7 protein-coding genes, 1 tRNA gene and 1 other RNA gene are annotated in these 7,943 nt (G+C 70.2%); 5 read left to right on the top strand and 4 right to left on the bottom strand.

Features of this window, described 5'->3' with window-relative positions; all coding sequences use genetic code 11:
• Window positions 1–284: 284 nt before the first annotated feature.
• The 3 genes from ACRDSK_RS29330 to ACRDSK_RS29320 form a co-directional block, all read right to left on the bottom strand.
• On the bottom strand, window positions 285–929 hold the full coding sequence (locus tag ACRDSK_RS29330) for a response regulator transcription factor (protein ID WP_431444598.1): 645 nt from the start codon (window positions 927–929) through the stop codon (window positions 285–287).
• Window positions 917–1,999 carry a sensor domain-containing protein gene (locus ACRDSK_RS29325; protein WP_431444599.1) on the bottom strand — a complete coding sequence of 361 codons (1,083 nt, stop codon included), beginning with the start codon at window positions 1,997–1,999 and terminating at the stop codon, window positions 917–919. Before ACRDSK_RS29325 ends, ACRDSK_RS29330 begins: the two co-directional genes overlap by 13 nt.
• 140 nt (window positions 2,000–2,139) lie before the next feature.
• Entirely contained in the window at window positions 2,140–2,853 is a 714-nt protein-coding gene (locus ACRDSK_RS29320) for a sensor domain-containing protein (protein WP_431444597.1), read from the bottom strand.
• A 174-nt stretch (window positions 2,854–3,027) separates the two neighbouring features.
• Between ACRDSK_RS29320 and ssrA the strand changes: the two genes are divergently transcribed.
• The 4 genes from ssrA (at window position 3,028) to ACRDSK_RS29300 (ending at window position 5,963) form a co-directional block, all read left to right on the top strand.
• Window positions 3,028–3,401: a transfer-messenger RNA gene (gene ssrA, locus ACRDSK_RS29315) on the top strand.
• Window positions 3,402–4,395: 994 nt separating this feature from the next.
• Window positions 4,396–4,596 carry a hypothetical protein gene (locus ACRDSK_RS29310; RefSeq protein ID WP_431444596.1) on the top strand — a complete coding sequence of 67 codons (201 nt, stop codon included), beginning with the start codon at window positions 4,396–4,398 and terminating at the stop codon, window positions 4,594–4,596.
• Window positions 4,597–4,640: 44 nt separating this feature from the next.
• The gene (locus ACRDSK_RS29305) at window positions 4,641–5,147 is read left to right on the top strand and encodes a MauE/DoxX family redox-associated membrane protein (RefSeq protein ID WP_431444595.1); all 507 of its coding nucleotides are present in this window, start codon (window positions 4,641–4,643) and stop codon (window positions 5,145–5,147) included.
• A gap of 3 nt (window positions 5,148–5,150) precedes the next feature.
• Window positions 5,151–5,963: a DsbA family protein gene (locus ACRDSK_RS29300; RefSeq protein WP_431444594.1), complete on the top strand. Its 813-nt coding sequence runs from the start codon at window positions 5,151–5,153 to the stop codon at window positions 5,961–5,963.
• 3 nt (window positions 5,964–5,966) lie between these two features.
• Here the strand turns inward: ACRDSK_RS29300 and ACRDSK_RS29295 are convergent, their stop codons facing one another.
• Window positions 5,967–7,298 carry a phenylacetate--CoA ligase family protein gene (locus ACRDSK_RS29295; RefSeq protein WP_431444593.1) on the bottom strand — a complete coding sequence of 444 codons (1,332 nt, stop codon included), beginning with the start codon at window positions 7,296–7,298 and terminating at the stop codon, window positions 5,967–5,969.
• Window positions 7,299–7,409: 111 nt separating this feature from the next.
• Here ACRDSK_RS29295 and ACRDSK_RS29290 point away from each other — a divergent pair.
• A tRNA-Ala gene (locus ACRDSK_RS29290) sits at window positions 7,410–7,482 on the top strand.
• The last annotated feature ends 461 nt before the right edge of the window (window positions 7,483–7,943 follow it).

Here is a 7,943-nt window from a genome sequence, read left to right as displayed (position 1 = left end):
GCCCCCGCCCACCCGGGCGGGGGCGTCGACTCATTTGTCCACAGCCCCGTCCCAGCCAGCCATTTCCGTCGGTGGTCCCGAATAGACTGGAAAACGGGGGGCCCCCGCGTGACCGAGAGTTGTCCACAGGCGCCCGGTCCGGCGGCCGGAAATGTCGGTGCCCGCTCATAGACTGGAATCCGGGGGTCGGAGGCCGCGCCGTGGTTCCTTGTCCACAGGGTGGTGCGCGGACGCGCCGGAATCGTCGGTCCCGTTCAGTGCGCTGGATTTGAGGCGGAGGCCGATCAACCGGCATCGAGGAACGTGAGCACCGCCCGCACCCGCCGGTGCTCCTCCGAGGACGGCTCCAGGCCCAGCTTCGAGAAGATGTTCCCCACGTGCTTCTCGACCGCGCCGTCGGACACGACCAGCGACTTCGCGATCGCCACGTTCGTCAGGCCCTGGGCCATCAGCCCCAGCACCTCGCGCTCGCGCGGGGTCAGCACGTCGATCGGGTTCCTGCGGCCGCGTGCCATCAACTGCGCGATCACCTCCTGGTCGATGACCGTGCCGCCGGCGGCCACCCGGTGCACCGCGTCCACGAACTCCGCGACGTCGGCCACCCGCTCCTTGAGCAGGTAGCCGACGCCGCCGGCACCCCCGGACAGCAGCTCCACCGCGTAGCGCTCCTCCACGTACTGCGAGAGCACCAGCACCGGCAGCCCCGGCTGCTGCTCACGCGCCCGCAGGGCCGCGCGCAGCCCCTCGTCGGTGAACGTCGGCGGCATCCGGACGTCGACGATCGCCAGGTCGGGGCGGTGCTCGCTGACCGCGACCAGCAGCCCGTCGCCGTCCTCGACCGCCGCCACGGTCTCGATCTCCTCGTCGGCCAGCAGGCGCTGGAGCCCGGCACGCAGCAGCACGGAGTCCTCCGCGATCACCACGTGCATGGCAGGTCAGCCCTGATCACAGTCGGTCCCCCAACGGGGCTCACCACGGTCATCACACCGTCAATCGTGGCAGCCCGGTCCGCGAGCCCCGCGAGGCCGCCACCCGCCCGCATCGTCGCGCCGCCGTGGCCGTCGTCGGTGATCTCGACGATCACCAGGTCACCGCTCGGTCGCTCCTCGCGCCAGGCGTTGACCTTGGCCTCCGTCGCCCCCGAGTGCTTCGCGATATTCGTCAGCGACTCGCCGACGATGAAGTAGGCCGTGCTCTCCACCGCGGCCGGCGGGCGCGGGTCGATCACCACGTGCACGTCGACCGGGATCGGGCTCTTAGCCGCCAGCGACGACAGTGCCGCGTCCAGCCCGCGGTCGCCGAGCACCGCCGGATAGATGCCGCGTGCCAGGTCACGCAGCTCGGCGACGGCGAGCTTCGCGTCCGCGTGGGCCTCGGCGATCAGGTCGCGCACCGCGTCCGGGTCGCTCTCCATCTTGGATTTCGCGCGGCCCAGGCCCATCGCCACCGCGACCAGCCGCTGCTGGGCGCCGTCGTGCAGGTCGCGCTCGATGCGCCGGCGCTCGGCCTCGGCCGCGTCCACGCCGCGGGCGCGGGAGGCCTGCAGGTGCTCGGCCTTCTGGGTCAGCTGTTCGGTGGTGTTCGGACCGAGCAACGCCTTCGCGAGCATGACGTGCAGCGCGGCGACCACCGGCAGCACGAACACGCCGACCGGCAGCAGCACCACGCCGACGATGGCCAGCGGGAACTCGAAGACGTGCAGGGGAAAGCTCAGCAACAGATAGGCCAGGTAGCGCCACATCTGGGCGTCGACGAGCCGGTTGACGTAGCGGCGCCAGGGTGGGGCGGTCAGGTCCAGCTCGATCTGCGGGGTCGGGATGTCGACCTTGAGCGTGCGGCGCAGCAACCGCCGGTTGAGGCCCGCGAACCCGTAGGCGACCTTCGTGAGCAGCAGCAGGAGCGCGAGTCCGAGCCACACGATCAGCGTGCTGACGCCGGCCGAGAAGAGCGTGACGATCAGGACGAACGCCAGCACGCTGATCGGGAAGCCGGCCAGCATGAACGCGGCGGACTGGAAGCCGCGTCTGACCAGGGTCGGTCCGGGCTCGGGGTCCGGCGCCGGAGGGGATGCCACGGTGACAGCATCCCCGGTGTTGGTTTCCGGCACCAGGTACAGCGGCGGCACCGGTTCGGGGCTGGTCACCGCGGCACCGGCCGGTAGCTCATGGTGGTCTGGTTCGGCCACTCGGTGGACCAGTCGATCGCGCCGGCCGTGGAGAGCTCCTCCAGCTTGGAGATGTGGCGCACGCTCGGGCCGAGCATGGCCCGGGCGTAGCGGGCGTGGAGCGTGCCGAGGGCCCGGGTCAGCGCGACGGCCATCGCGAGCACGAGCACGCCGACACCGGCCCACGGGAGCGTCTCGGGCCACGAGTCGAACATCTGCTGCTGGTTCCACAGGATCGGGCGCCAGTCCACGGGCAGCCACGTCCAGTAGGCCGGGAGCGTGATCAGCCACAGGCTCGTCGCCCAGAAGGTCACCATCAGGGTGAACTCGGCGATGCCGATGGGCAGCAGGAGGACGCAGTAGACCATGTCCTTCCAGGTCGCCGGGTCCTTCATGCGGATGAGCCAGCGGTTGCCCTGCTCCGGCAGCGGCCGGTACGGCGTGGCGATGTAGGTGCCGAGCATCGCGCGCACCCGGGCGCGCTCGACCTGGGCGAACCCGCGCCAGGCGAGCATCGCGACCGCGAGGACGGCGAGCCCGACCCAGATGATGACGGTGCTCACGCCGACCGACAGCGTCGTCACGACGAAGACGAACGACGCGATGCCGATGGGGAGGTTCATCACCAGGTAGGCGATCGAACCAAGCAGCGGAGGGTTCGGCCGGGTGCCGTCACGCTCGGTGGTCATCCTGGGTCTCCTTCGAGGTCCGGTGCACCTCACCAGCATGGCCTCGGCGGCAGATCGACGACATGGGGCGCACCGCCGGGTCGGGGGTGGGGCTAGCCCTACCCCCCTGCGTACGGAACCGGGATGATCCCGACGGCCCGGGGCGTTATCCTGGTGTGGAAGTACCCACGACGAGGGGGTGAACGGTTTCGACTCTGGACGTTGCTTCAGGGGAAGCGTGCAGGTGCAGGCGGATGGCCACCTCAAGCGTCGCCGCAAACCAATATGCGCCAAGGTTAATTCCCAGCGCGACGTCGCCCTCGCTGCCTAAGCGAGCGTGATGTCTGTCGGCCCGGGGTCGCCTCCGACCCGGTTCGCCGGCATCAGCTAGGAGGCTTACCGCCGCGGGTTGGCCGCGGACGCACGGCGGGACATTTACAGCGGCTGGGCCCGTCACACCGGCTTGTTCACGTGACCGGCGGGGCCGAGTAGAGGCACAGTGAACTGCGCACGGAGAAGCCCTGGAAAGGCGACAGAGGACCCGGGTTCGATTCCCGGCACCTCCACTCGACCGGCGAGTGCTCGCGGAGAGCGCTCGCCGGTCTCGTTTTCGGATCATGCTGGGGGGCCGAGCCCCCCAAACCCCCCACGGTGCGAGCTCCTGCCGAACCAGCGTTGTTGCGTTGGTCGGTGACCAGCGCCCGGCACGGGTTGGTGCTTCGGCTTCGCTTCGCTCGCCTCGGCCCCTTGCGTTCGAACTTGCGCGGCTTCGTTTCGCTCGCCTCGCTCTCGCCCCATGGACGGCTTCGCTTCGCTCGCCTCGCCGCTTGTCTTCGGCCGGTTGGTTTCGCTTGCTCGCTCTGTCCTCGTGCGGCTTCGCTTCGCTCCGCCTCACTGTGGCCACTGCCGCTCGCTGCGGCCGGGGGCGCTCGCCTCGCCGCCGCCTGCTTCGCTTCGCTCGCTGGGCCTCCGACTCTCGCTCAGCGTCTCTCCCTTGTCTCCCGCCCTCTTCTCCGCCGCCCCGCGCCGTCCAACGTCGCCGGGCCTTGCCCTCGCCCGAGTCGCCTCGGCCCGCCACCTTTGCCTCGCTGCGCGCCGGCTCCGATTCGCAGTGCTTCGCTTCCGCCTCGCTGCGCTGCTCCGCCTCGCGGCTCTGCCTCGCTGCGCTGCTTCGCCGCATGCCGCGCTCGATTCGCGGCGCCTCGCTGCTCCGCAGTGCTCCGTCCGTTTCGCCTCGTTCTGCGTCGCTGCGCCCCGCCTGCTCTCCTCCTACTCCGTACGAACCGGCCTCTGCGCCCCGCCTCCCCGGCCCTTCTCCGACGCGTCGGTTCGGCTGGGCGATGATGAGGTGTGAGCGTCTTGCGGGTCGGAGTTCGGGCTGGGGTTGTCGCCGCCGTGTTGAGTGGGGTGCCTTCTACCTTGCATGCGCTGGTCACTCGGCAAGATCCGCTTGCTGCTACTCGGGCGGCTGGGGCCTTGCTGCTGCCTCGCGAGGAGCGGACCTGGGCCCTTCTCGCGGCCGCGGTTCCCGTCCACTTGGGACTCTCAATCGGTTGGAGCCTGGTGCTCGCTCGGGTGTTGCCTCGGCGGGCCACGGTCGGCTGGGGAGCGCTCGCCGGGCTCGGCATCGCCGCTCTCGATCTCAACCTGCCCGGTGAACGGACCGCGCGGGTGCGGGCGCTGGCCACGGCGCCGCAGGTGGCCGATCACCTCGCCTTCGGGATCATCGCCGGAGCCGCCATCGCCGAGCTGCGGCGACGGTGACGGGCTCTCAGCAAGCGCTAAGGCTCCTTCGGTAGCGTCGTGGCGTGGTTCGACCGTCCGCGCGCGTGCTCGACGGGATCGGCACGCTCGTCCGGCTGGGGCTGGCCGCGGTGTGGCTGATCTCGGGCGCCATCAAGGTGAGCGACCTCATCCAGACCTACGTCGCGGTGCAGGCCTACGACCTGCTGCCCGCCGGTGTGGTGAGCGTCGTCGCCGGTGCCGTGCCGTTCGTCGAGCTCGTGCTCGGCTTGCTGCTGCTCGTCGGCCTCGGCACGCGGCTCACGGCGGCGGTCTCCGCGCTGGTGCTGCTGGCCTTCATCGGCGCGGTCGCCCAGTCGTGGGCCCGCGGCCTCACGATCGACTGCGGCTGCTTCGGCGGCGGCGGCCAGGTCGCGGCGGGCGAGACGCGCTACCCGCAGGAGATCGCCAGGGACATCGGCTTCCTCGCGCTCGCCGCCTGGCTGCTGATCCGGCCGCGGACCCTGCTCGCGCTGGATGGTTGGCTGATGGCCAGGCCGGTCGAAACGGTCGACACGCACGGAAGGACTTGATCGGTGGGTGGAGCTGAGCGCAGCGCGCGCAAGAAGCGTCAGGCGCAGACAGCGACGAGCCGGCCCCCGGCCGTCGCCAGGCACAAGTCGAGCGACCGCAAGAAGGTCGTCATCGGCGTGGTCGTCGTGGTGCTGCTGCTCGGCGCCGTGCTCGGCGGGGTGATCTACACCAACAGCCAGAAGAACGCGACCGAGGGCCAGAGCATCGACGAGGCGGCCACCGGCGCGAACACCGAGGCCAGCTACCCGGTGCGCCGCGACGGTGCGGTCGTGGTCGTCGGCGAGGACGCCGCCAAGGTCACCCTCGACGTGTACGAGGACTTCCTCTGCCCGGTCTGCGGCCAGTTCGAGAAGGCCTACGGCAAGGACCTCGAGCAGCACGTGAAGGACGGCACCGTCCGGCTGCGGTACCACATGCTGCCGATGCTGAACGAGGTCTCCGACCCGCCCGGCTACTCCATGGACTCCGCCAACGCCGGCCTGTGCGCCGCCGACGCCGGGAAGTTCCCCCAGTACCACGTGAGCCTGTTCGACTCACAGCCCGAGGAGGGCTCGCGCGGGTGGGACAAGCAGCAGCTCGCCAAGCTGGGCAAGGACCTCGGCATCACCGCGCCGGCTTTCGAGTCCTGTGTGGAGAGTGGGAAGTACGAGAGCGTCCTGGCGCAGAGCCTCGAGAAGGTACGCAACACCGAGTACCTGAAGCAGGACCTCAACGGCCAGAAGAGCTTCGGCACGCCGACCGTCGCGAACGGACAGAAGGTCGTCGACATCTCCGATCCGAAGTGGCTGGACACCGTGGTCGGTGCCGCGGGCTGACGCTCAGTCGAGCCCGGCGAGCGGTGCCTCGCCCCCGGTCCAGCGCGCGAACCGCCGGGCCTTGCCGACCTCCGTCCGCGGCACGCTGCCCTGCGCGAGCACGCGCACGACACAGCCGATGCCGAGCCGCTCGCGCAGCGCCGCGTGCAGGTCGGCGGCCAGCCGCTCCTCGTCGACGGCCGCCAGCGCCTCGACCGCGACGCGCAGCTCCGGCCGGGCGGCGTCGCGGCGGTCCTCGACGACCAGGTAGTGCGGGCTGACGCGTTCGTCGGTGAGCAGTACGGCCTCGATCTCGGTGGGGAAGACGTTCACGCCGCGGACCACGAGCATGTCGTCGGTGCGGCCGAGCAGCTTCGACATCCGGCGCAGCGTGCGCGGCGCGCCCGGCACCGGCCCGGCCAGCACGGCGACGTCGCCGGAGCGGTAGCGCAGCAGCGGCATGCCGGTCTTGGTGAGCGTGGTGAACACGAGCTCGCCGGGCTTCCCGTCCGGTACGGCGTGCCCGTCGGCGTCGACGGCCTCGACGTAGAAGTGGTCCTCGGCGACGTTCAGCATCCCGCCGGAGTCGAGCGACTCGCAGGCCACGCCGGGTCCGATGATCTCGGAGAGGCCGTAGATGTCGAGCGCGCGGAGGCCGAGCAGCCGCTCGATCTGGCCGCGCATCTCGTTGGTCCACGGCTCCGCGCCGAAGACGCCCGCGCGCAGGCTGTCGACCGCGAGGCCGCCCGCGCGCATGGCCTCGCCGAGGAAGATCGCGTAGGAGGGCGTGCAGGTGAGGATGTCGGGCCGCAGGTCGACCAGCATGCGGATCTGCCGTTCGGTCATGCCGCCTGACATGGGCAGGACGGTGGCGCCGAGCCGCATGCCGCCGTGGTGGACGCCCAGCCCGCCGGTGAACAGGCCGTAGCCGTACGCGTTGTGCACGAGGCTCTGCCGCGTAGCGCCGGAGCCGCCCAGCGCCCGAGCCATGACCCGAGCCCAGATGTCGACGTCGTGCGCGGTGTAGGGCACGAGCGTCGGCCGCCCGCCGGTCCCGGAGGACCCGTGCACGCAGACGACGTCCTCGATCGGCGCCAGCCGCAGCCCGTGCGGGTAGTGGTCCCAGAGGTCACGCTTGGTGACCATCGGTAGCCGCTCCAACGCGTCCAGCGACACGTCCGCGCCGCTGGCGACTCCGGCGTCCACGAGCCGTCGCGCCTGCAACCCGCCACCGGCGAGCAACCGGTCGACGAGTTCCCGGAGGCGGTCCTCCTGGACCTGTCGTCGCAGGTCGGGCGCGACCCCCTCGGCATCAGGCTCAACAAGCGGCACCCGGTCGGCATCGTCGGCGATCACGCCATGGGTGTAGCACGCGACCCCGCCCAAGGGAACCCGCGACCCGACTGCTCCGCCCACCGGCGAGTCCTGTAACTTGAACGAGCACGTCCGGGAGCCGCTCCCGCATACGGGGCTGTAGCGCAGCTGGTAGCGCACCACACTGGCAGTGTGGGGGTCAGGGGTTCGAACCCCCTCAGCTCCACTCCCTCAAGTAGCCCGTTGATCTGGATGTTTCTCCAGGTCAGCGGGCTATTTTGTGATCTTGACTGTTGGTTCCAAATGGACTGTTCGCGTGCTCGACCACGCCGAACTGGAGCAAAACTGGAGCAGCGTCATGATCGCCGCGAAACGGGGTCAACAGCCTGCTCCAGCACCTGTGTTCGAAACCGCCTGCTTGGAACAGCTGTCGTCGCACGGAGAGCCGGCGTAGAGGCGACGCTTCTGGCGATGCTAGGGCGCGCGGAGAGGTCCGGTGTGGGGGTCATCCGGCCCTTGCGGTGGTGCGTGAAAGGGCCTCTCGACGACTTGGATGAGCACTACCGTGTCAACGTAGATCAACAATTGCGCTGACCTGCAGGAATAGGACTCCTGCAGGTCAGCGTGCGTTCGTTGTGTGCAGTTGGGCGCCGTTCGCTGCGGTTCAGCGTGCGTTATGGCTCCCAG

Origin of the sequence: Actinophytocola sp. (assembly GCF_050699915.1) — a bacterium.
Lineage (GTDB): Bacteria > Actinomycetota > Actinomycetes > Mycobacteriales > Pseudonocardiaceae > Actinophytocola.
The sequence above is the reverse complement of the archived record's forward strand: the minus strand, read 5'-3'. Positions and strand labels throughout refer to the sequence as shown.

What these genes read in the sequence shown, in the direction of transcription:
- ACRDSK_RS29330 (WP_431444598.1), bottom strand. Translation starts at nt 929, where the DNA reads ATGCACGTGGTGATCGCGGAGGACTCCGTGCTGCTGCGTGCCGGGCTC.
- ACRDSK_RS29325 (WP_431444599.1), bottom strand. Translation starts at nt 1,999, where the DNA reads ATGCTGGCCGGCTTCCCGATCAGCGTGCTGGCGTTCGTCCTGATCGTC.
- ACRDSK_RS29320 (WP_431444597.1), bottom strand. Translation starts at nt 2,853, where the DNA reads ATGACCACCGAGCGTGACGGCACCCGGCCGAACCCTCCGCTGCTTGGT.